Here is a 20,548-nt window from a genome sequence, read left to right on the forward strand (position 1 = left end):
TCCCTTACACGCCCGGCTCGAAGATTTTGAAGTACGCCATCAACGCGACCACGCAGATCCAGGCGATGGTGAGCGGGATGAAGACCTTCCAGCCCAGGCGCATGATCTGGTCGTAGCGGTAGCGCGGGAACGACGCACGGAACCAGATGAAGCAGCTGGCGAAGAAGAACACCTTGGCCAGCAGCCACCACCAGCCGTTTACCGACAGGAACGGAATGCCCAGGCCCTGCAGCGGGCTCAGCCAGCCGCCGACGAAGAAGATCGAGACCAGGAAGCTGATCAGGATCATGTTCGCGTACTCGGCCAGGAAGAACAGCGCGAACGCCGAGCCCGAGTATTCGACCATGTGGCCAGCCACGATCTCCGACTCACCTTCCACCACGTCGAACGGCGCGCGGTTGGTTTCAGCCACGCCCGAGATGAAGTAGATGACGAACAGCGGCAGCATCGGCAGCCAGAACCATTCCAGCGCGCCGGCGTTGCCGGACTGCGCCATCACGATGTCGGTGAGGTTGAGGCTGCCGGCGCCGACCATCACGCCGACCATCGCAAAGCCCATGGCGATTTCGTACGAGACCACCTGCGCCGCGGCGCGCATGGCACCGAGGAAGGCGTACTTCGAGTTCGACGCCCAGCCGGCGAGGATGATGCCGTACACGCCCAGCGAGGTCATCGCCAGCAGGTACAGCAGGCCGGCGTTGGCGTTCGACAGCACCACCTGGTAGTCGAACGGCACCACCGCCCACGCCGCGAAGGCCGGGGCCAGCGCGATCAGCGGCGCGAACTTGAACAGGAACGGCTCGGCCTTGGTCGGCTGGATCACTTCCTTGAACAGCAACTTGAAGACGTCGGCGAAGGCCTGGAGGATGCCGCGGCCGACGTACATGGGCCCGTGGCGGACGTGCATCCAGCCGATGAGCTTGCGCTCCCAGACCACGTAGAACGCGACCGTGATGATCACCGGCATGGCGATCAGCAGGATCTTCAGCACGATCCACAGCAGCGCGCCGATGTTGCCGAACGACAGCATCCAGTCGCGGAACGGATCGATCACATGTGTCGAAAGCATGCTTATGCCCTCCCCGCCTGCACGCGACCGGACATCGGCGCGGTCGCGCCGTGGCCGCTCTCGACCCACACCGTGCCGCGCGCGACCTTGTCGCTGACGGCGACCGGCAGCGTGGCCGTACCTGCGGCGGTGTTGAACTTCGCGACCACGCCGTCGGCCAGGCCGAGGGCGGACGCGTCATGCGGATTGAGCACGGCCTTGGGCTCGACGTTGAGCGGATGCGACTGCAGCGCCGGGGCGCGACGCACCACCGCATCGCTGCGGTAGATGCCGATGCTGGCGGCGACTTCGAGGCCTTCGCCGGCGGTCGACGGCGCCTTGCCGGCAACGACCTGGGTGTCGCGCATCTTCATGCCCGCACGCAGGCCGACCAGGTCGGTGAAGCCGAAGCCCTTGGCCTCGAGCTCGCCGCCGAGGGCGCGCAGCACGCGCCAGCCCGGACGGGCCTGGCCGGGCAGCTTGCCACCGGCAACGGCCACCTGCTGGCGACCGTCGAGGTTGGTCAGGGTGGCGTCGATTTCCGGCAACAGACCAATCGGCAGGATCACGTCGGCGACGGCGCGGGTCGAACGGCACGCGAAGGTGCTGAACGCCACGACCTGGGCCGGATTGAGTGCCTTCAGCGCGGTCGCGGTGTCGGCGAAATCCAGGCCCGGCTCGATGCCGTACAGGATGTAGGCGGTGCGCGGGTCGGCCAGCATTGCCTGCGCATCGCGGGCGATCGGCAGCACGCCGTAGTCGGACAGGCCGACGGCGTTGGCGCCCTGCGGAATGCGGTTGAGCGCGGCGCCGGTGCTGGCGGCGAAGGCGACGGCGGCCTTGCGGATCGCGGCAGCGTGGGCACCGTTCTCGGCCAGTGCGCCGACGATCACCACGGCGCGCGTGGCGCTCTTGGCAACGTCGTTGAGCGCGGTGTCGGACAGTGCCGCGGCGATCTGCGACGGCGCCACGATGTGCTTGCCGGCGATGTCGAAGGTGAAGTCGAAATCGACCGGGTTGACCACGTGCACCTTGGCGCCGCGGTTCCAGGCCTTGCGCACGCGCTGGTGCACCAGCGGCAACTCGTGGCGCAGGTTGGAACCGACGATGACGATCAGGTCGGCATGGTCGATGTCATTGACCGGCGTGGCGAACGGCGTGGCGATGGCGGCATCGCTCAGGTCGTGCTGGCCGATGCGGTGGTCGATGTTGCCGGTGCCCAGCGCTTCGGCCAGGCGGGCCAGCAACACGCCCTCTTCGTTCGAGGTCGACGGATGGGCGAGGATGCCGAGGCTGTCGGCACCGTTGTCACGCAGGATCTTCGCGGCCTTGGCCAGCGCTTCTTCCCACGAGGCTTCGCGCCAGCTTTCATCAGGAGTGCCGCCGTTGTCCTTGACCATCGGCGAGGTCGCACGGTCCTGCGCGTACAGGCCCTGGTGCGAATAGCGGTCGCGGTCCGACAGCCAGCACTCGTTCACCGCTTCGTTGTCGCGCGGCACGGTGCGCAGCACTTCGCCGCGACGCACGTGCAGGAACAGGTTGCTGCCCAGCGCGTCGTGGTAGCCGAGCGATTCACGCGCGGTCAGTTCCCACGGACGCGCCTTGAACTGGAACACCTTGTTGGTCAGCGCGCCGACCGGGCAGACGTCGATCACGTTGCCCGACAGTTCGGTGGTCAGCGGCTTGCCGTCGTAGGTGCCGATCTGCAGGTTCTCGCCGCGGTACATGCCGCCCAGCTCGTAGGTGCCGGCGATTTCCGCGGTGAAGCGCACGCAGCGCGTGCACTGGATGCAGCGGGTCATCTCGGTGGCGACCAGCGGACCGATGTCCTCGTCGGGCACCACGCGCTTGCGCTCGGAGAAGCGGCTGACCGAACGGCCGTAGCCCAGTGACAGGTCCTGCAACTCGCACTCGCCGCCCTGATCGCAGATCGGGCAATCAAGCGGATGGTTGATCAGCAGGAACTCCATCACGTTGCGCTGCGACTTGAGTGCCTTCTCGCTGCGCGTGACGACCTTCATGCCTTCCATCACCGGCGTGGCGCAGGCCGGCGCAGGCTTGGGCATCTTCTCCACTTCGACCAGGCACATGCGGCAGTTCGCCGCGACGGCCAGCTTGTCGTGGTAGCAGAAGCGCGGGATCGGGATGCCGGCCTTGTCGGCGGCGTGGATGATCATCGAGCCCTTGGGCGCGACCATCGCGACGCCATCGATCTCGATGGAGACGTGGTCCGGCGGTACGTTCGGGTTCACGGGCTGCGCGCTCATGCGGCCACCTTCTCGACCACGGTGCCTGCGAGCTGGTCATCGACCAGGAAACGCTTGTTCACGATCGCGTACTCGAACTCGTTCCAGTAGTGGCGCAGGAAGCCCTGCACCGGCCACGCCGCGGCTTCGCCGAAGGCGCAGATGGTGTGGCCTTCGATCTGGCCGGCAGCGGCGCGCAGCATCTGCAGGTCGTCCAGCGTGGCCTGCTTCTCGACGATGCGGGTCAGCATGCGGTACATCCAGCCGGTGCCTTCGCGGCACGGCGTGCACTGGCCGCAGCTTTCCTTGAAGTAGAAACGGGCGATGCGCTGGCAGGCGCGGACCATGCAGGTGGTCTCGTCCATCACGATCACCGCGCCCGAACCCAGGCCGGAACCGGCCTTCTGGATCGAGTCGTAATCCATCGTCAGGCCCATCATGGTCTCGCCCGGCAGCACCGGCATCGAGGAACCACCCGGGATCACCGCCTTGAGCTGGCGGCCGGCACGCATGCCGCCGGCCATCTGCAGCAGGTCGGCGAACGACGTGCCCAGGCGGATTTCGTAATTGCCCGGGCGGGCGACGTGGCCCGACACCGAGAACACCTTCGGCCCGCCGTTGTTCGGCTTGCCCAGGTTGAGGAACCACTCCGCGCCGTTGCGGATGATCGCCGGCACCGAGGCGTAGGTCTCGGTGTTGTTGATCGTCGTCGGCTTGCCGAACAGGCCGAAGTTGGCCGGGAACGGCGGCTTGTAGCGCGGCTGGCCCTTCTTGCCTTCCAGCGATTCCATCAGCGCGGTTTCTTCGCCGCAGATGTACGCACCTGCGCCGAGGGCGCCGTAGATGTCGATGTCGACGCCGCTGCCGAGCACGTTCTTGCCCAGCCAGCCGTTCTCGTAGGCTTCCTTCAGTGCCTGCTCGAAATGCTCGAACGGCTCGTGATGGAACTCGCCACGCAGGTAGTTGTAGGCCACCGTCGAGCCGGTCGCGTAGCAGGCGATCGCCATGCCCTCGACCACCGAATGCGGGTTGTAGCGCAGGATGTCGCGATCCTTCGCCGTGCCCGGCTCGGACTCGTCCGAGTTGCACAGGATGTACTTCTGGGTGCCGCTGCCCTTGGGCATGAAGCTCCACTTCAGGCCGGTCGGGAAGCCGGCGCCGCCACGGCCGCGCAGGCCGGAGGCCTTGACCATGTCGATCACCGCGGCCGGATCCATCTTCTCGGTCAGGATCTTGCGCAACGCGGCGTAGCCACCGGTCTTGAGGTAGTTCTCATACGACCACGGGGTGTCGTAGTGCAGCGTCGTGTAGACGACGTTGTGCTCCTGCGGAACCGGGCCGACCGGACCGTAGCCCTGCGAGTAATCGTGGTGCGAGTGCGCCATGGGTCGTCCTAAGCCTCACTTCAGACCGTCGAGCAGCTCGTCCACCTGAGCGGTGTCCAGCTTCTCGTGGTAATGCCCGTTGATGACCACCACCGGCGCGCCGCAGCACGCGGCCAGGCACTCTTCCTCGCGCTTGAGGAAGATGCGGCCGTCGGCGGTCGACTCGCCCAGCTTGCAGCCCAGCTTCTTCTCGGCGTGGCGGACGAGGTCCTCGGCGCCGTTGAGCCAGCAGCTGATGTTGGTGCAGAAGGCGACGTTGTTGTGGCCGACCTTCTCGGTCTCGAACATCGAATAGAAGCTGGCGACCTCGTAGGCCCACACCGGCGGCAGGTCGAGGTACTTGGCCACGGCGGCGATCAGCTCGTCGCTGAGCCAGCCGTTGTTCTGTTCCTGCGCCGCATGCAGGCCCTGCAGCACGGCCGAACGCTTGCGGTCCGGCGGGAACTTGGCCAGCCAGTGGTCGATATGGGCACGGGTCTTGTCCGACAACGCGACCATCGGGTCGACGTGCTGGGTGGCCTCGAAGTTTCCGGTTGCCTTCATCTGTTCAGATCCTCAACGGCCGCCGCGATCAGCGGTCGACCTCGCCGAACACGAGATCGTAGGTACCGATCATCGCCACGACGTCGGCCAGCATGTGGCCCTTCACGATTTCGTCCATCGAAGACAGGTGCGCGAAACCCGGCGCACGCAGCTTCACGCGGAACGGCTTGTTGGCGCCGTCCGACACCAGGTAGCAGCCGAACTCGCCCTTGGGCGCTTCGACCGCGCAGTAGGTCTCGCCGGCCGGCACGCAGTAGCCTTCGGAGAACAGCTTGAAGTGGTGGATCAGCGCTTCCATGTCGTCCTTCATCTCCTCGCGGGAGGGAGGCGCGACCTTGAAGTTGTCGACGATCACCGGGCCGGGGTTGGCCTTCAGCCACTTCACGCACTGCTGGATGATGCGGTTGGACTGGCGCATCTCGGCCACGCGCACCAGGTAACGGTCGTAGCAGTCGCCGTTGGTGCCGACGGGGATGTCGAAATCCACCGCGTCGTACTTCGCGTACGGCTGCTTCTTGCGCAGGTCCCAGGCGACGCCCGAGCCGCGGATCATCGCGCCGGTCATGCCCCAGGCCAGGGCCTGCTCGGGCGAGACCACGCCGATGCCGACGGTGCGCTGCTTCCAGATGCGGTTGTCGGTGAGCAGCGTCTCGTACTCGTCGACGCGCGCCGGGAAATCCTTGGTGAACGCTTCCAGGTAATCCAGCAGCGAACCTTCACGCCATTCGTTGAAGCGCTTGAGCTTGCCGCCCTTGCGCCACGGCGATTCCTTGTACTTGGGCATGCGGTCCGGCAGGTCGCGGTAGACGCCGCCCGGACGGTAGTAGGTCGCATGCATGCGCGCGCCGGAGACTGCCTCGTAGCAGTCCATCAGCTCTTCGCGCTCGCGGAACGCGTACAGGAACACCGCCATCGCGCCCAGGTCGAGCGCGTTGGATCCGATCCACATCAGGTGGTTCAGGATGCGGGTGATCTCGTCGAACATCGTGCGGATGTACTGGGCACGCTCGGGCGCCTCGATTCCCATCAGGGTCTCGATCGCGCGCACGTAGGCGTGCTCGTTGCACATCATCGACACGTAGTCGAGGCGGTCCATGTAGCCGATCGACTGGTTGAACGGCTTGGACTCGGCCAGCTTCTCGGTGCCGCGATGCAGCAGGCCGACGTGCGGGTCGGCGCGCTGGATCACTTCGCCGTCCATTTCCAGGATCAGGCGAAGCACGCCGTGCGCGGCCGGATGCTGCGGGCCGAAGTTCAGCGTGTAGTTGCGGATCTCGGCGTTGTTGAGACCGGAGGTATTCGTGCTGGACACAATGGCGCTCACTTCTTCACCTCCGCGCCCTGCGCGGCTTCGCCGGCAGCGGTCTGGTAGCGCGCGTCATCGCGGATCACGCGCGGCACGCCCACTCGCGGCTCGATCGAAACGGGCTCGTAGACCACGCGCTTCTTGTCGGCGTCGTAGCGGACTTCGACGTTGCCGATCAGCGGGAAGTCCTTGCGGAACGGATGGCCGACGAAACCGTAGTCGGTGAGGATGCGGCGCAGGTCCGGATGGCCTTCGAAGATGATGCCGAACAGGTCGAACGCCTCGCGCTCGAACCAGTTGCTGCCCGGCCACACCGAGGTCAGCGAGTCAACGACCGGCAGGTCGTCGTTCTCGGCGAAGGTGCGCAGGCGCACGCGACGGTTGTGCTGGTACGACAGCAGGTGCGCGACCGCGGCGAAGCGGCGCTCCGGCGAAGCGGCGGCACCGTTGACCTGCTCGCCCCAGGCGAAGCGGCCGGCGCTCTTGCCTTCCACGCCACGCGAGAAACCCTCGGAGGACACGTCGGTGTCCCACTCGTCGCTGCCGTAGCTGAGGTAATCGACGCCACTGACGTCGACGAGCTGTTCGAAGCCGAACTCGTCGCGCAGCGCGAGCGCGGTGGAGAGCCATTGCGCGGCGGCGACGTCGATGGTGACTTCGCCACGCGGTTCCGCAACAACCACCAGCGCACCGTCAAAACGGGCAGCCAGGCGATCTACAAACGCTTGCACGGTCTCGACCATCTCAGCGCACGCCCTGGATGTTTTCGCCGAAGTTGGTGCCACGGCGGATCTTCTTCTGCAGCTGCAGGATGCCGTAGACCAGCGCTTCGGCGGTCGGCGGGCAGCCCGGCACGTAGACGTCGACCGGCACGATGCGATCGCAGCCGCGCACGACCGAGTACGAGTAGTGGTAGTAGCCGCCGCCGTTGGCGCAGCTGCCCATCGAGATCACCCACTTCGGGCCGGGCATCTGGTCGTAGACCTTGCGCAGCGCGGGAGCCATCTTGTTGACCAGGGTGCCGGCCACGATCATCACGTCGGACTGGCGCGGCGACGGGCGGAACACCACGCCGTAGCGGTCCAGGTCCAGGCGCGCGGCGCCGGCGTGCATCATCTCGACCGCGCAGCAGGCCAGGCCGAAGGTCATCGGCCACATCGAGCCGGTGCGCGCCCAGTTCCACAGCGCATCGAACGAGGTGGTGACGAAGCCGTTCTGCAGCAGCGGGTTGTCACCTTCCGGGCGCAGGATGTCGTCCAGCCGCCCTTCGGGCAGCGGGTTGTGCATCAGCTCGGAAACATTCTGGATCACTCCCATTCGAGTGCTCCCTTCTTCCAGACGTAGACGAAGCCGAGCAAGAGCATGCCGGCGAAGATGCCCATCTCGACCAGCCCGATCACACCGAGTTCGCGGAACACGGTGGCCCAGGGCACGATGAAGATGATTTCCAGGTCAAAGATGATGAACTGGATCGCGATCAGGTAGTAGCGCACGTCGAACTGCATGCGCGCACTTTCGAACGCCTCGAATCCGCACTCGTACGGCGAGAGTTTTTCGAGGGTCGGGCGCTGGGGGCCGAGCAGTTGGCCCACCACCAGCAGGGCGACGCCGATACCTCCGGCGACGATCAGGAACAGCAGGGTCGGCAGGTATTCGGCCAGCACTAGTTGTTCTCTCGCTTCGTTTAGCTCGGCCGCCTATGCGACCTTGGCTCGGCGTGTTGCCGCCTGGTCATCCCCGCGCGGGATTCCGGCACGCCGTGCGCGCCGCACCCGCGTCGGTGGTGCTGTTTGCTGCAGTACGTTCTTGCGTGTTTGTTATTAGGTGTGGTGCCCAAGGGGGGACTCGAACCCCCACGACTTACGTCGCTACCACCTCAAGGTAGTGCGTCTACCAATTCCGCCACCTGGGCAATCAAACCTTGTGTCGTCCTGACGCGACCGGACCGATGCAGGCCTGGTCGTTGCCGGTCATCGCTGACCGTACCCGGCAATCCGTGCCGGGCCGATGAAAACCAATGGTACCCCTTCGCTCAGCCGCCAGCCGGGGGCTGCGGCTTTGCCGGCTCGGGCGACTGGGTCGCGGCCGGGGCCTGCGTTGCCGGGGCCTGCGTTGCAGGAACCGGGACAGCGTCGGTCGCGGCCGGAGCCTGCGGAACGCTGCTGGCGGGCGCCGGCTGGGCCACGGGGGCTGCCGGCACTGCCGAATTGTTGCCGGCCGGTGCAGTCGGAGCCGCCGGAACCTGCTGCGCCATCACGCCGGCGGCCGGAGCCGCGGCGGAGTCGCCGGTTGCGCGGTGCATCGCCTGCCAGGCCATGAACAGGCTGATCGCGAAGAACGAGATCGCCAGCCACTTGGTGGCCTTGGTGAGGAAGTTGGCCGAGCCACGCGCGCCGAACACGGTCGCCGAGGCGCCGCCACCGAAACCGGAGCCGGCCTGCGCACCCGCGCCGCGCTGCATGAGGATCAGCGCAACCATCGCGATCGCGATCAGCACGTAGATGACGTTGAGTAACAACAGCATCGTTGGATTCTGCTAGTTCACTGAAGCTCGTGGAACGAACCGGGACTGGCCCAAGGGACCGGGTCCGCGACTCGTCAGGGTGCCGCCGCTACCGCGATGGCGTGGAAATCGGCTGCGACCAGGGAGGCCCCGCCGACCAGGCCGCCATCGACGTCGGGCTGCGAAAACAGCGCGGCGGCATTGTCGGCCTTAACGCTACCGCCGTACAGGATCGGTAGCGAGCCAGCGATTCTAGCATCGTGTGCGGAGATTTCGCTACGGATGAATGCGTGGACGGCCTGTGCCTGTTCGGGCGTCGCGGTCTTGCCCGTACCGATCGCCCACACCGGTTCATAGGCGAGGATCGCGCCGTCCAGCGCCTGCGCGCCTGCGAGCTTGAAAACCGGCTCGAGCTGCTCCTGGATCCGCCACTCGGTCTGGCCGTCCTCGCGCTCGCGCAGGCTCTCGCCCACGCACAGGATCGGGGTCAGGCCGGCGGCCTTGCAGGCCAGGAACTTGCGCGCGACCAGCTCGCTGCTTTCGCCGTGGTACTGGCGACGCTCGGAGTGGCCGACCAGGCCGTAGCCGGCGCCGACATCCTTGAGCATCGCGGCCGAGACTTCGCCGGTGTAGGCGCCCTTCTGGTTGACGCTGACGTCCTGCGCGCCGAAGGTCAGGCCCTTCTCGCCGTAGCGGGCGATCAGGCCCGCCAGGTACGGCAGCGGCGGCAGGATCAGCTGCTCGACCCCGGCCGGGGCCGGCATCGCGACGAGCGCGTCGAGCAGCTCCAGCGCGAAATGGCGATCGCCATGCAGCTTCCAGTTTCCGGCGACGATTCTGCGGCGCATGGCCACTCCTTGATTCCTGGCTGGGTCCAGCTGCCAACGGCACGCTGAACGAAGGGCGCAAAGTTTACCTCACGTCGGCGAGAATCGATCCATGGCTTCTACCGCTTCCGACTCTTCGCGACTGTTGAAAGGCTTTCCGCCGGTCAGCGCAAAGGATGCGCGCGTGCTGATCCTCGGCAGCATGCCCGGGGCTGCTTCATTGCAGGCCCACCAGTACTACGCGCATCCGCACAACCGCTTCTGGCCGATCATGGGCGAGCTGGTCGGCGCCATGCCTGCCCTGCCCTACGAGGAGCGACTGTTGCGTCTACGGCAATCCGGCATTGCCCTGTGGGACGTGTTCGATCGCTGCGAGCGCGATGGCAGCCTGGATTCGGCGATCCGCGACGATACGGCGCAGGCCAACGATTTCGTCGCCTTCTTCGGGGCGCACCGCGGAATCAGGACGGTGCTGTTCAACGGAGCGAAGGCCGAGAGCGGGTTTCGCCGGCTGGCCGGGGTGCAGCCGGACGTGTTGGGCTTGCAGTGCGTGCGATTGCCTTCCACGAGTCCGGCGAATGCGTCGATTGCGCCGGGGGTGAAGCTGGCGGCGTGGCGGGAGGCACTGGAGGCGGCGGGCATTCTGGAGTGATCGCCACACCATCACCGTCATCCCGGCGAACGCCGGGATCCATTTTGACGTTGCTGTTGCGGGTGGAGCGCGCGGAGCAGGATCAAGATGGGTCCCGGCTTTCGCCGGGATGACGAGATGTGGCTGATGCTGTGCGGGCCTGGATCCCGGCTTTCGCCGGGATGACGTTCTGGCAACGCCGCGCGCGAACGCGCGGGCCAGAACGTCATTTCAGCTTGATTTCGCGCAGGCGTTCTTCGAGGTAGCCGTGGGCGGTGATCGCTTCCGGGTAGCGGCTCGGGTTGTCCACGCTTACGCACGACGGCAGCACGTCGATCAGGAAATCGGGATTGGGGTGCAGGAAGAACGGCGTCGAGTAGCGCGGCTGGCGTGCCTTCTCGCCCGGCGGGTTGACCACGCGGTGCGTGGTCGACGGGTACACGTGGTTGGTCAGGCGCTGCAGCATGTCGCCGATGTTCACGACAATCGTGTCGGCGTCGGCGGTGAATGGCACCCACTCGCCCTTGCGTGAACGCACTTCCAGGCCCTCGGCGCTGGCACCGACCAGCAGCGTGATCAGGTTGATGTCCTCGTGCGCGCCGGCGCGCTCGTTGGGGATGTCGTCGGACGTGATCGGCGGGTAATGGATCGGACGCAGGATCGAGTTGCCGGAATTGGTCTTGTCGGCGAAGTACGTCTCCGGCAGGCCGATGTGCAGCGCCAGCGCGCTGAGCACGCGCGAACCGAGCTGGTCGAGCGATTCGTACAGGCCATAGGCCTGCTCGCGGAATTCGGGGATCTCCGTCGGCCATAGGTTCGGCGGCATCACGTCGGCGTACTTCGAGTCTCGCGGGATCTCGCGGCCGACGTGCCAGAACTCCTTCAGGTCGAAGTGCTTGGAGTCCTTCGCCGTCTCCACGCCAAACGGCGTGTAGCCGCGGGCGCCGCCGCTGCCGGCAACGTGGTACTGCATCTTCACCGCCTCGGACAGGTCGAAGAAACGCTTGAACACGTCGTAGGAGGCGTCGATCTGGCTGGCCGGGATGCCGTGACCGCGGATTCCGGCGAAGCCCCACTCGCGGTAGGCAGCGCCCAGTTCGGCCACGAAGGCGTCACGGTCGCCGGCACTGGCGGGCTGGCTGAAACGGCGGATGTCGAGGGTCGGAATGCGGTTCACGGGGCGTCCCTGTGGATCAGTGTGAGTGTTTGCGCAGTGGCAGATGATACGTCTGCCAGGCACTGCAGGAGCCGGATTGCCAGCTCCTGCAGGTGGCGTCGCGGGCGTCGTTCAGGCCGCGGCGCGCACGGCCTCGGCGAGGCGGTCGAGGGTGTCCTGCATCAGCGTCGCGTCGTCGGCTTCGACGGTCACGCGCACCACCGGCTCGGTGCCGGACGGACGCAGGAACGCGCGGCCACGACCGGCCACCGCGGCCTGCGCCTGCGCCAGCGCCGCCTGCACCGACGGTGCTTCGGCCGGCTTGGAGTCGCCCTGGAAGCGCACGTTCACCGTCTTCTGCGGCAGCTTGTTGAAGCCTTCCAGCGCCTGGGCCAGGCTCATGCCGCGGCGCTTGAGCACTTCGAGCACCTGCAGCGCGCTGACGATGCCGTCACCGGTGCTGGCACGATCCAGGCACAGCAGGTGGCCCGACGCTTCGCCACCGAGCACGGCGCTGTTGGCGTGCAGTTGCTGGTGGACGTAGCGGTCGCCGACCTTGGCGCGGACGAAGCCGATGCCGCGCTCGGCCAGCGCGCGCTCGAGCGCGTAGTTGGTCATCAGCGTGCCGACCACGGGCCCCTGCAGGCGACCGCTCTGCTGCCAGTCGCAGGCCAGCACGTAGATCAGGTCGTCGCCGTCGCGGACCACGCCGTCGCCGTCGACGAACAGCACGCGGTCACCGTCGCCGTCGAAGGCGATGCCGAGGTCGGCATCGGTGGCCTTGACGTGCGCGGCCAGCGTTTCCGGATGGGTCGAGCCGACGCCGTCGTTGATGTTGATGCCGTTGGGGTCGATGCCGATCGGATCGACGCGTGCGCCGAGTTCGCGCAGCACCAGCGGTCCGAGCTGGTAGGTGGCACCGTTGGCGCAGTCCATGGCAATGCGCATGCCGCCCAGGTCGAAGCCCTTGGGCACCGAGCCCTTGCACGCTTCGATGTAGCGGCCCAGCGCGTCGCGGGTGCGCACGGCCTTGCCCAGCTGCTCGGACGGCACGGTGCGGAACGGCTGTTCCAGCGCGGCCTCGATCGCCAGCTCGGTGGCGTCGTCGAGCTTCTCGCCTTCGGCGGAGAAGAACTTGATGCCATTGTCGTGGTGCGGGTTGTGCGAGGCCGAGATCACGATGCCGCCATCGGCGCGCATCGAGTGGGTCAGGTGGGCCACGGCCGGGGTCGGCATCGGGCCCATCAGCTGCACGTCGACGCCGGCGGCAACCAGGCCGGCTTCGAGCGCGGCCTCGAACATGTAGTTCGAGATGCGCGTGTCCTTGCCGATGATGACCACCGGGTTGCGCCAGTCGCGGCGCGGCAGCGCATGGCCGTAGGCGTTGCCCAGGCGCATCACGAAGTCGGCCGAGATCGGACCCTCACCGACGCGTCCGCGGATGCCGTCGGTGCCGAAGTACTTGCGGCTCAAACTCCCACCTCTTCGTCCACCGGTTGCGGTTGCTTCATCATCAACGCAAACAGCGTGGCGAGGCGGTCGCGCATCTCGCGGCGATCGCAGATCTGGTCGATGGCGCCGTGCTCGAGCAGGAACTCCGAGCGCTGGAAGCCTTCCGGCAGCGTTTCGCGCACGGTCTGCTCGATCACGCGCGGGCCGGCGAAGCCGATCAGGGCCTCGGGCTCGGCGAGGTTGAGGTCGCCCAGCATCGCGAACGAGGCCGACACGCCGCCGGTGGTCGGGTGGGTCATCACCGAGATGAAGGGCAGGCCCTTGGCGCGCATGCGGCCGAGCGCAGCCGAGGTCTTGGCCATCTGCATCAGCGAGAACAGGCTTTCCTGCATGCGCGCGCCGCCGGTGGCGGTGAAGCAGACCATCGGGCAGCCCAGCTCGACCGCGGTTTCCGCGGCGCGGGCAAAGCGCTCGCCGACCACCGAACCCATCGAGCCGCCCATGAAGGCGAAGTCGAAGGCACAGGCGACCAGCGGCCGCTGCTTGAGGGTGCCGCTCATGGCGACCAGGGCGTCGCGCTCGCCGGTGGACTTCTGCGCGGCCTTGATGCGGTCGGCGTACTTCTTCTGGTCCTTGAACTTGAGCACGTCGACCGGGCCCAGTTCGGCGGCGATCTCGGTGGTGCTGCCGGCATCCAGCAATGCGGTCAGGCGCACCCGCGCCCGGATCGCCATGTGGAAGCCGCACTTCGGGCAGACCTCGAGGTTTTCCTCGAGTTCGGGGCGATAAAGCACGGCGCCGCAGCGGTCGCACTTTTCCCACAGACCTTCCGGCACGCTGCGGCGCTTGGAAGCGCCCGTCTCGGTGCGGATGCCCGAAGGCATGAGTTTCTTGAGCCAGGACATGCGTTGGGTGTTCCCCGTTCAGGCTTGGTGAGTGCCGGAGTGGGGTCCGGCCGAGCGGGCCAGTTTAGCGCAGTGGCGTGCTCAGGCCGGCAGGGCGTCGAGGGCAGCCCGTAGCGGGGTGAGAAAGTCCTTGGCCTGGCCGGCAGGATCGACTGCCTCGGCCAAGACCGACACCAGGGCGCTGCCGACGACGACCCCTTCGGCCTCGGCGGCCATGGCCGCGGCGCTGGCGGCGTCCTTGATGCCGAACCCCGCCACGACCGGGACCCGGCCGCGGCTGCGGATCTCGTGCAGGCGGGCGTTGGCGGCGCCGGTGTCGAGCCGGTCGGCGCCGGTGACGCCGGCAAAGCTGACGTAGTAGAGATAGCCCTGTGCCTGCTCGCACAGCACCTGCATGCGGGCGTCGGTGGTGGTTGGCGAAGCCAGCAGGATGAGTGACAGGCCGTGCGCAGAAAAGGCCACGCGGAACTCGGCGGACTCCTCCGGTGGCAGGTCGACCAGCAGCACGCCGTCGACGCCGGCCGCGACCGCCTCGGCGGCGAAGCGCTCGGCGCCGGGAATCTCGACCGGATTGAGGTAACCCATCAACACCACCGGCGTGTCGGCGTCGCGCTCGCGGAAGCGGCGCACGCAGTCGAACACGAACGACCGCCCTGCCCCGCGCGCCAGTGCGCGCTCGGAGCTGCGCTGGATGGTCGGGCCGTCGGCCATCGGGTCGGAGAACGGAACGCCGAGTTCGATCACGTCGGCGCCGGCTTCGACCAGCGCATGCATCACCGGCACGGTGGCGTCGAGCGACGGATCACCGGCCGTGACGAAAGGAATCAGCGCCTTGCGGCCCTGCACCTTGAGATCGGCGAAGCGGGTGTCGATGCGGTTCATGGACTTATCCAATCGAGATGCCTTCGCGCGCGGCAATCGTGTGCACGTCCTTGTCGCCGCGACCGGACAGGTTGCACAGCACGATCGCGTCCCTGGGCAGTTCCCGCGCCAGCTTCGTTGCCTGCGCGATCGCATGGCTGGACTCCAGCGCCGGCAGGATGCCCTCGCAGCGCGCGAGCTGGTGAAATGCGGTCAACGCTTCGTCGTCGCTCACGCCCACGTACTGCGCGCGGCCGGCGTCCTTGAGGAAGGCGTGTTCGGGGCCGACGCCGGGATAGTCCAGGCCGGCCGACACCGAGTGCGTCTCGATGATCTGGCCGTCGTCGTCGCACAGCACGTAGGTGCGGTTTCCGTGCAGCACGCCGGGACGGCCGGCGGCCAGCGATGCGGCGTGATGGCCGGTGGCGATGCCCTCGCCCGCCGCCTCGGCGCCGACCAGTCGCACGTCGCGGTCGTTGAGGAATGCGTGGAAGATGCCGATCGCATTGCTGCCGCCGCCGACGCATGCGGTGACGGCATCGGGCAGGCGGCCGTATTCGGCCAGCATCTGCGCGCGCGCCTCGCGGCCGACGATGGCGTTGAAGTCGCGGACCATGCGCGGATACGGGTCTGGACCGGCGACGGTGCCGATGATGTAGAACGTGTCGCGCACGTTGGTGACCCAGTCGCGCATGGCTTCGTTGAGCGCGTCCTTGAGCGTGGCCGAACCGCTGGTCACCGGCACCACCGTCGCGCCGAGCAGGCGCATGCGGTAGACGTTGATCTTTTGCCGCTCGATGTCGGTGGCGCCCATGTAGACCACGCATTCCAGGCCCAGGCGCGCGGCAACCGTGGCACTGGCGACGCCGTGCTGGCCGGCGCCGGTCTCGGCGATGATCCGGGTCTTGCCCATGCGGCTGGCGAGCAAGGCCTGGCCGATGGTGTTGTTGATCTTGTGCGCGCCGGTGTGGTTGAGGTCCTCGCGCTTGAGCAGGATGCGCGCACCGCCGACTTCCTCGCTCAGGCGCTGGGCGTGGTAGATCGGGCTGGGGCGGCCGACGTAATGGGCCAAGTCGCGGTCGAACTCGGCGACGAAGGCCGGATCGACGCGCGCAGCGTCGTAGGCGGCAGCCAGTTCCTCGAGCGGGCCGATCAGGGTCTCGGCGACGAAGCGGCCGCCGTAGCGGCCGAAGTGACCGGAGGCGTCCGGGTAAGCGTGGAAGTCGACTGGGGTGACGTCCGCGGCGCTCATGTCATGTCCTTCTGGGGATGGCAGGCAGGAGTCCAGCTTGCTGGCGACTGGGGAGGGGGCGCCACCAGCAAGCTGGGCCTGCAACAACGGTTCTCACCTTATCGCACGGCAACGGCCACAGAAACCTATAAAATCGGCGCGACCTGTCAGGAAAACTCACACCTAATGAGCCGTGACCTGCCCCCGCTCAATGCCCTGCGCGCGTTCGAGGCGGTCGCCCGGCTCGACAGCGTCAACCGGGCCGCGGACGAACTCCACGTCACCCACGGCGCGGTCAGCCGGCACCTGAGGGCGCTGGAGGAGACCCTCGGAACGGCGCTGTTCGTGCGCCAGGGCCGCGGCTTGGCCCTGACCCCGGCCGGCCGGCGCCTCCACGAAGCCGCCGACGCGGCGTTCGAACCGCTGCGTGGCGCCTGGGCCGAACTGCGCCGCCGGCCGCAGCAGGCACCACTGGTGCTTGGCTGCCCCGGAAGCGTGCTGGCGCGCTGGATGATTCCGCGATTGGAACGGCTCGCGCGCGAGTTGCCGGATCTGAAGCTGCACCTGTCGGCGAGCGAGACGGCTCCCGATGCGCAACTCGGTGGGCTCGATGCGGCATTGCTCATCTCGCAGGCGCCGTGGCCGGTGGACTGGCAAGTGCACGAGCTCGCCGCCGAACGCATCGGGCCGGTACTGAGTCCGCGGCTGGAAGGGCACGAACGCCTGCTGTCGTCACCCGCATCTGCCCTCCTCGGCGAGCCGTTGCTGCACACGACCTCGCGGCCGCAGGCGTGGCAGGACTGGGGCGCTCGCACGGGACTGGAGCCGGCGGCGCTCCGCATGGGCACCGGCTTCGAGCACCTGTACTACCTGCTCGAAGCTGCGCAGGCAGGGCTGGGCGTGGCGATCAGCCCCGAGCCGCTGGTGGCCGAAGACATCGCCGCAGGTCGCCTGCTTGCGCCATGGGGCTTCGTGGCAACGGAGGGTTGCTGGGCGCTGTGTGCGCCGAAAAGAAGCAGCGACCCGCGGGTGCCGAGGCTGGCCAGGTGGCTGCGCGCCGAACTGGCGGACAACCTGCCTGGGTAGCTACGACAGGGCGTCGGCGCGGCGCACTTCTTCGACGAAGCGACGCATGCGTGCCGCATCCTTGAGGCCGGGCGCGCTTTCGATGCCGCTCGATACATCCACGCCCCACGGCTGCACGGCACGCACGGCTTCGAACACGTTTTCGGGAACGATGCCGCCGGCGAGCAGGAAGGGTTTGCCCAACTGCGCCGGGATGCGCGACCAGTCGAAGGTGCGGCCGCTGCCGCCGGCACCGCCGACGGCATGGCTGTCGAGCAGCAGCGCCACCGCGTCGGGATAGCGCGCGGACCAGTCGATGCCCTGCCCGCCTTCCCCGCCCATGGCGATGGCCTTCATGTACGGCAGGCCGAAGCTGCGGCAGAACGCCTCGTCCTCGACACCATGGAACTGCAGCAACGTCGGGCGCACCTGTGCAATGACGTCGGCCACTTCATCGGCGTCGTTGTCCATGAACAAGGCGACGGCTTCGATGCCGGCAGCGACTTCCGTCCTGAGCGACGCGGCCTGCGCGGCTTCAAGACGACGCGGGCTGCGCTGCGCGAACACCATGCCGATTGCGTCCACGCCCAGATGGCAGGCCAGGCGGACGTCGTCGGCGCGGGTCATGCCGCAGAACTTGATGCGGGTGTGGCTCACAGAGTGACCTCTGTGGGCAGGCTCCACTGCGCCGGATAGCGCGGGCCCAGGAACACCAGCCCCGCCGATGGCGCGGTAGGACCCGCCACCGTGCGATCACGACCGGCCAGAAGCTGCGCGATCCACGCTTCGGGCTGCTCGCCGCTGCCGACCATCAGCAGGCTGCCGACGATGTTGCGGACCATGTGGTGCAGGAACGCATTGGCCTGCACCTCGACCTCGACGATCTCGCCATCGCGGCGGACCCGGATCGACTGCATCTCGCGCATCGCGTGCGGCGCCTGGCAGTGCACGGTGCGGAATGCGGAAAAGTCGTTCTCGCCAAGCAGTGCCTGCGCGGCGCGATCCATCGCGTCGGCATCCAGGGGACGCCGCTCCCAGCTCAGGTACTGGCGGCCCAGCGCCGGACGCACCGGGCGATTGAGGATGCGGTAGCGGTACCGGCGTGCGCGTGCCGAGAAGCGGGCATGGAAGTCGTCCGGCACCGGCTGGCACCAGCGCACGCACAGCTGCGGCGGCAGGCGACTGGTGACGCCGAGCATCCAGCCGCGCGGATCACGCACGGCGGTGCTGTCGAAGTGGACGACCTGGCAAGCGGCGTGCACGCCGGCGTCGGTGCGACCGGCGCAGACCACCTCGACCGGATGCCCGGCGACGAAGGTCAGCGCCTGCTCGAGCGCGGCCTGCAGGGTCTGTTCGCCCTCCCGCTCCGGTTCGCCATGCTTGCTCAGCCGTTGCCAGCCAGAGAACCCGCTGCCGTCGTATTCGACGCCAAGGGCATGGCGCCGGGACATCAATCCAGTTCCTGCAGCATCCGCGAGGCGCGCTGGCGTGCGGACAGGTCGCCATTGATCACGACCTCGGCAAGCAGCTGGCGCGCGCTTTCGCGGTCGCCGAGATCGAGATAGGCGCGGGCGAGCTCGAGACGCTCCTGCCCCGGCTGCGTCGCCATCGACGGCTCGACGCGGCCCTTGGTGTCGGCAGACGCGACGTGCCATGCCGGTGCCGTCGCGCTGGGCGCCGGCGCGGCGGCACGTGCCGGAGCCGATGCCTGCAGTTCAAATGCCGGCGCGGCGGGCGCTTCCTCGGCGCGCAGCTCCGCCTCGGCCTGGGCCGGGGCGCGTTGGGCGGGTGCGCGTTGTTCAGGGAAGGAGGATTCGGCAAACGAGTCAGCGATCGAAGGCGTGGCAGCCCCTTCGCCCAGCGGCGCGCGGAATACCGGCTTGACCGGACGGCGACGCATGAACCAGCCACCGACCACGGCCAGCAGCAGCACGCCGCCGCCAATGAGCCAGGGCATCGCCGAAGCGGCCTGCATCGCCTGGTCCTTCTGGTTGCTCTGCGCCAGGCGCTGTTGCGCGGCGGCCAGCTCGCTGTCCTTCATGGCGATCAGCTGCTGCTGCTTGTTCTGCAACTGCTCGAGTTCGGCGACGCGGCTCTTGAGCTCCTGCAGCTCGGCCTCGCGTGCGGCAAGGGTTTCGGTGTTCTGTTGCAGTTCCTGACGCAGCATGTCGCCCTCACCACCGGCGTTGATGCCGGATTTTGTATCTCCAGCCCGGGTAGCGCTGCTGGCGCCGGGCGGAACGATTTCCAGACGCGCATCGGCGCTGCGCGGATTGGCCGCGGCTGCCGTTGCACCCGCGCCCACCGGCGCTGTTGCCGCGGCGGCGGCGATGCCGGCTTCAAGCGCCGGCTGCGGCACCGCGCGACGCGCATCGCGCCACTGCCGCACCTGGCTGCTGACCAGCTGACGCGCCTGCGCCGCATCGACGCTGGCCAGCTGTTCGCTGGGCGGCACGGCCAGCACCGCGCCGGCCTTGAGCCGGTTGACGTTGCCGCCGATGAAGGCGTCCGGATTGGCGCGCAGCAGCGCGATCATCGCCTGGTCGAGGGTGAAGCCCTCGCCCTGCACGCGACCGGCGATCTGCGAAAGGGTGTCGCCACGACGCACCGAGTACTCGCCGGCGAGGTCGCCGACCGGCGCCGCTGCAGGCGCGGCACTGGCCACCTGCACCGGTGCGGCCGCCGGTTCCGGCGTCGGCGTCGGCGTCGGCGCTATGGCGTTGGCATCGTTGTTGTTGTCGTTGTCAGGGCCGGCAGCGACGGTTTCTTCGGCCGGAGCGGCTTCGGCAGGCGCGTCCGCAGGAGCGGAAGCCACTTCCGGTTCAAGCGGACGCTCGACGATGTTGGGTGCGGAGACCACGGTCTCCTCGATCTGCGGCTGCAACGGCGCCGAGACCGTGCGCGGGGTGTCCAGCAGCGCCGAGTACTCGCGCACCAGCCGGCCCTGGCCCCAGTCGACCGAGACCAGGAAGGTCAGCAGCGAGTCGTTCACCGGCTGGTCGCTGGTGACGCGGATCACCGGCCGGCCGGCCGAATCCAGCGCGGACGAGAAGCGCAGCTCGGCGACAACGCCGGTGGGCGGCTGCAGGCCTATGCGGGCGAAGACCAGCGGCGAGGCGAGCTCGGCCTGCAGGTTCTCCAGCTCCGACGGATCGTTGGACACGATCGGGATCTCAGCCAGGAATGGCTGCCCGATCCGCGACTTGACCTCGATCTGGCCCAGGCCCAACGCCGATGCGGCGCCGCTGGCAAGGGCCAGCGCCAATGCCAGCACCGTGCGCGAGCCGCGCCTGGCCGGCTGTTTCACTTGACGTTGTTTCACTTCGGATCCCGATGCCGTCCCCCGGCGGCGACTCTAGCCTTCGCCGAGGCAAGGGGCAATTGAAACC

The 20,548-nt window shown here is 67.8% G+C and carries 20 protein-coding genes and 1 tRNA gene; 2 read left to right on the forward strand and 19 right to left on the reverse strand.

Annotated elements, in window-relative coordinates:
- Window positions 1-4: 4 nt before the first annotated feature.
- The 11 genes from nuoH to tpiA form a co-directional block, all read right to left on the reverse strand.
- The gene (nuoH, locus tag ACFOPO_RS11890) at window positions 5-1,075 is read right to left on the reverse strand and encodes an NADH-quinone oxidoreductase subunit NuoH (protein WP_386703862.1); all 1,071 of its coding nucleotides are present in this window, start codon (window positions 1,073-1,075) and stop codon (window positions 5-7) included.
- Window positions 1,072-3,315 carry an NADH-quinone oxidoreductase subunit NuoG gene (gene nuoG / locus ACFOPO_RS11895; protein ID WP_386703441.1) on the reverse strand — a complete coding sequence of 748 codons (2,244 nt, stop codon included), beginning with the start codon at window positions 3,313-3,315 and terminating at the stop codon, window positions 1,072-1,074. The genes nuoH and nuoG overlap by 4 nt, the downstream gene beginning before the upstream one ends.
- Window positions 3,312-4,679, reverse strand: a complete 1,368-nt coding sequence (nuoF, locus tag ACFOPO_RS11900; protein WP_386703442.1) for an NADH-quinone oxidoreductase subunit NuoF — start codon at window positions 4,677-4,679, stop codon at window positions 3,312-3,314. The genes nuoG and nuoF overlap by 4 nt, the downstream gene beginning before the upstream one ends.
- A gap of 15 nt (window positions 4,680-4,694) precedes the next feature.
- Entirely contained in the window at window positions 4,695-5,222 is a 528-nt protein-coding gene (nuoE, locus tag ACFOPO_RS11905) for an NADH-quinone oxidoreductase subunit NuoE (protein ID WP_386703443.1), read from the reverse strand.
- Window positions 5,223-5,250: 28 nt separating this feature from the next.
- Window positions 5,251-6,546 carry an NADH-quinone oxidoreductase subunit D gene (locus tag ACFOPO_RS11910; protein WP_386703444.1) on the reverse strand — a complete coding sequence of 432 codons (1,296 nt, stop codon included), beginning with the start codon at window positions 6,544-6,546 and terminating at the stop codon, window positions 5,251-5,253.
- Window positions 6,543-7,271: an NADH-quinone oxidoreductase subunit C gene (locus ACFOPO_RS11915; RefSeq protein WP_386703445.1), complete on the reverse strand. Its 729-nt coding sequence runs from the start codon at window positions 7,269-7,271 to the stop codon at window positions 6,543-6,545. The genes ACFOPO_RS11910 and ACFOPO_RS11915 overlap by 4 nt, the downstream gene beginning before the upstream one ends.
- 1 nt (window position 7,272) lies before the next feature.
- Window positions 7,273-7,845: a NuoB/complex I 20 kDa subunit family protein gene (locus tag ACFOPO_RS11920; RefSeq protein ID WP_386703446.1), complete on the reverse strand. Its 573-nt coding sequence runs from the start codon at window positions 7,843-7,845 to the stop codon at window positions 7,273-7,275.
- Entirely contained in the window at window positions 7,836-8,192 is a 357-nt protein-coding gene (locus ACFOPO_RS11925) for an NADH-quinone oxidoreductase subunit A (RefSeq protein ID WP_386703447.1), read from the reverse strand. Before ACFOPO_RS11925 ends, ACFOPO_RS11920 begins: the two co-directional genes overlap by 10 nt.
- Before the next feature lie 163 nt (window positions 8,193-8,355).
- Window positions 8,356-8,440: transfer RNA gene (locus ACFOPO_RS11930), tRNA-Leu, on the reverse strand.
- Between the two features lie 120 nt (window positions 8,441-8,560).
- Window positions 8,561-9,052, reverse strand: a complete 492-nt coding sequence (secG, locus tag ACFOPO_RS11935) for a preprotein translocase subunit SecG (RefSeq protein ID WP_386703448.1) — start codon at window positions 9,050-9,052, stop codon at window positions 8,561-8,563.
- A gap of 74 nt (window positions 9,053-9,126) precedes the next feature.
- Window positions 9,127-9,879, reverse strand: a complete 753-nt coding sequence (tpiA, locus tag ACFOPO_RS11940; RefSeq protein ID WP_386703449.1) for a triose-phosphate isomerase — start codon at window positions 9,877-9,879, stop codon at window positions 9,127-9,129.
- A 91-nt stretch (window positions 9,880-9,970) separates the two neighbouring features.
- On the opposite strand from tpiA, the gene ACFOPO_RS11945 reads away from it, so the two are divergent.
- Window positions 9,971-10,510: a DNA-deoxyinosine glycosylase gene (locus ACFOPO_RS11945; RefSeq protein WP_386703450.1), complete on the forward strand. Its 540-nt coding sequence runs from the start codon at window positions 9,971-9,973 to the stop codon at window positions 10,508-10,510.
- Between the two features lie 205 nt (window positions 10,511-10,715).
- Here ACFOPO_RS11945 and ACFOPO_RS11950 read toward each other — a convergent pair whose 3' ends face one another.
- From ACFOPO_RS11950 to trpB, 5 genes are all read right to left on the reverse strand, one after another.
- The gene (locus ACFOPO_RS11950; RefSeq protein ID WP_386703451.1) at window positions 10,716-11,666 is read right to left on the reverse strand and encodes an isopenicillin N synthase family dioxygenase; all 951 of its coding nucleotides are present in this window, start codon (window positions 11,664-11,666) and stop codon (window positions 10,716-10,718) included.
- Between the two features lie 111 nt (window positions 11,667-11,777).
- The gene (glmM, locus tag ACFOPO_RS11955; protein ID WP_386703452.1) at window positions 11,778-13,118 is read right to left on the reverse strand and encodes a phosphoglucosamine mutase; all 1,341 of its coding nucleotides are present in this window, start codon (window positions 13,116-13,118) and stop codon (window positions 11,778-11,780) included.
- Window positions 13,115-14,002: an acetyl-CoA carboxylase, carboxyltransferase subunit beta gene (gene accD, locus ACFOPO_RS11960; protein ID WP_386703453.1), complete on the reverse strand. Its 888-nt coding sequence runs from the start codon at window positions 14,000-14,002 to the stop codon at window positions 13,115-13,117. The genes glmM and accD overlap by 4 nt, the downstream gene beginning before the upstream one ends.
- Window positions 14,003-14,083: 81 nt before the next feature.
- Window positions 14,084-14,884 carry a tryptophan synthase subunit alpha gene (trpA, locus tag ACFOPO_RS11965; protein ID WP_386703454.1) on the reverse strand — a complete coding sequence of 267 codons (801 nt, stop codon included), beginning with the start codon at window positions 14,882-14,884 and terminating at the stop codon, window positions 14,084-14,086.
- A 4-nt stretch (window positions 14,885-14,888) separates the two neighbouring features.
- Window positions 14,889-16,115 (reverse strand): tryptophan synthase subunit beta, encoded by a 1,227-nt coding sequence (gene trpB, locus ACFOPO_RS11970; protein ID WP_386703455.1) that lies wholly within the window; start codon window positions 16,113-16,115, stop codon window positions 14,889-14,891.
- Window positions 16,116-16,280: 165 nt separating this feature from the next.
- On the opposite strand from trpB, the gene ACFOPO_RS11975 reads away from it, so the two are divergent.
- The gene (locus tag ACFOPO_RS11975; protein WP_386703456.1) at window positions 16,281-17,180 is read left to right on the forward strand and encodes a LysR family transcriptional regulator; all 900 of its coding nucleotides are present in this window, start codon (window positions 16,281-16,283) and stop codon (window positions 17,178-17,180) included.
- Here the strand turns inward: ACFOPO_RS11975 and ACFOPO_RS11980 are convergent, their stop codons facing one another.
- Genes ACFOPO_RS11980 through ACFOPO_RS11990 form a run of 3 tightly spaced genes read right to left on the reverse strand, consistent with a single transcriptional unit; the run spans window position 17,181 to window position 20,481 of the window.
- Complete coding sequence (locus ACFOPO_RS11980) at window positions 17,181-17,843, reverse strand: phosphoribosylanthranilate isomerase (RefSeq protein ID WP_386703457.1); 663 nt, start codon at window positions 17,841-17,843, stop codon at window positions 17,181-17,183.
- Window positions 17,813-18,610 carry a tRNA pseudouridine(38-40) synthase TruA gene (truA, locus tag ACFOPO_RS11985; RefSeq protein WP_386703458.1) on the reverse strand — a complete coding sequence of 266 codons (798 nt, stop codon included), beginning with the start codon at window positions 18,608-18,610 and terminating at the stop codon, window positions 17,813-17,815. The genes ACFOPO_RS11980 and truA overlap by 31 nt, the downstream gene beginning before the upstream one ends.
- The gene (locus tag ACFOPO_RS11990) at window positions 18,610-20,481 is read right to left on the reverse strand and encodes a FimV/HubP family polar landmark protein (protein WP_386703459.1); all 1,872 of its coding nucleotides are present in this window, start codon (window positions 20,479-20,481) and stop codon (window positions 18,610-18,612) included. Before ACFOPO_RS11990 ends, truA begins: the two co-directional genes overlap by 1 nt.
- Window positions 20,482-20,548 lie beyond the last annotated feature (67 nt).

The sequence above is a fragment of the Lysobacter sp. GCM10012299 genome, from assembly GCF_042649405.1.
Classification (GTDB): Bacteria; Pseudomonadota; Gammaproteobacteria; order Xanthomonadales; family Xanthomonadaceae; genus Lysobacter_J.

What these genes read in the sequence shown, in the direction of transcription:
- trpA (WP_386703454.1), bottom strand. Translation starts at nt 14,884, where the DNA reads ATGAACCGCATCGACACCCGCTTCGCCGATCTCAAGGTGCAGGGCCGC.
- trpB (WP_386703455.1), bottom strand. Translation starts at nt 16,115, where the DNA reads ATGAGCGCCGCGGACGTCACCCCAGTCGACTTCCACGCTTACCCGGAC.
- nuoG (WP_386703441.1), bottom strand. Translation starts at nt 3,315, where the DNA reads ATGAGCGCGCAGCCCGTGAACCCGAACGTACCGCCGGACCACGTCTCC.
- accD (WP_386703453.1), bottom strand. Translation starts at nt 14,002, where the DNA reads ATGTCCTGGCTCAAGAAACTCATGCCTTCGGGCATCCGCACCGAGACG.
- ACFOPO_RS11975 (WP_386703456.1), top strand. Translation starts at nt 16,281, where the DNA reads ATGAGCCGTGACCTGCCCCCGCTCAATGCCCTGCGCGCGTTCGAGGCG.
- nuoE (WP_386703443.1), bottom strand. Translation starts at nt 5,222, where the DNA reads ATGAAGGCAACCGGAAACTTCGAGGCCACCCAGCACGTCGACCCGATG.
- ACFOPO_RS11915 (WP_386703445.1), bottom strand. Translation starts at nt 7,271, where the DNA reads ATGGTCGAGACCGTGCAAGCGTTTGTAGATCGCCTGGCTGCCCGTTTT.
- ACFOPO_RS11920 (WP_386703446.1), bottom strand. Translation starts at nt 7,845, where the DNA reads ATGGGAGTGATCCAGAATGTTTCCGAGCTGATGCACAACCCGCTGCCC.
- truA (WP_386703458.1), bottom strand. Translation starts at nt 18,610, where the DNA reads ATGTCCCGGCGCCATGCCCTTGGCGTCGAATACGACGGCAGCGGGTTC.
- nuoF (WP_386703442.1), bottom strand. Translation starts at nt 4,679, where the DNA reads ATGGCGCACTCGCACCACGATTACTCGCAGGGCTACGGTCCGGTCGGC.
- secG (WP_386703448.1), bottom strand. Translation starts at nt 9,052, where the DNA reads ATGCTGTTGTTACTCAACGTCATCTACGTGCTGATCGCGATCGCGATG.
- ACFOPO_RS11945 (WP_386703450.1), top strand. Translation starts at nt 9,971, where the DNA reads ATGGCTTCTACCGCTTCCGACTCTTCGCGACTGTTGAAAGGCTTTCCG.
- tpiA (WP_386703449.1), bottom strand. Translation starts at nt 9,879, where the DNA reads ATGCGCCGCAGAATCGTCGCCGGAAACTGGAAGCTGCATGGCGATCGC.